At 41.6% G+C, this 503-nt stretch carries 2 protein-coding genes; both read right to left on the bottom strand.

The features are described from left to right. Positions 1 to 253 (bottom strand): carboxyltransferase domain-containing protein (locus R7044_RS28480; protein ID WP_225456456.1); only part of this gene is annotated, 253 nt, incomplete at its 3' end. Then, on the bottom strand, positions 253 to 503 hold a 251-nt coding region (locus R7044_RS28485), incomplete at its 5' end, for a LamB/YcsF family protein (RefSeq protein WP_225456458.1). The genes R7044_RS28485 and R7044_RS28480, both read right to left, overlap by 1 nt.

Raw genomic sequence — 503 nt, forward strand, 5'->3', positions numbered from 1 at the left:
CGGCTTTATTTGGGGCAAACGCGACTAAGATATTGTGCAGTATGTCGACTAACTGAAATTCACTGATTCTGAACGGTAAGTAATCAATTAACACGGTTCGATAGGAAGGAACGATATTCATGACAATATGGGACAGATGTTGGTTCATTGCTCGCGCTAACTGTCCAATTGAGTTTTCAGAAATGGTTTCATCAAATCGAATCAAAATGCTGCATTCAGAAACCAAATCAATCGAGAACTTTGTTTGATGCATTAATTTCCTCCGGAGTAGAGGCTTTGACGAATTTTTTGAATCAAAGCGATCGACTCTTCATTGTCTCCATGGACGCATATTGTGTCCGCTTCTAACAAGATATAACTGCCTGAAGCGGTTTTTACTCGGCCCGAATCAGCCAATGTTCTGACTTGTTCTAAAATCGCTAGCTCATCTTTCAAAACGGCATTTGGGTGCGTTCTTGGTGTCAACATCCCATCATCTTGATACAGACGATCGGCAAACGCCT

This window comes from Vibrio sp. 1402, from assembly GCF_033340275.1.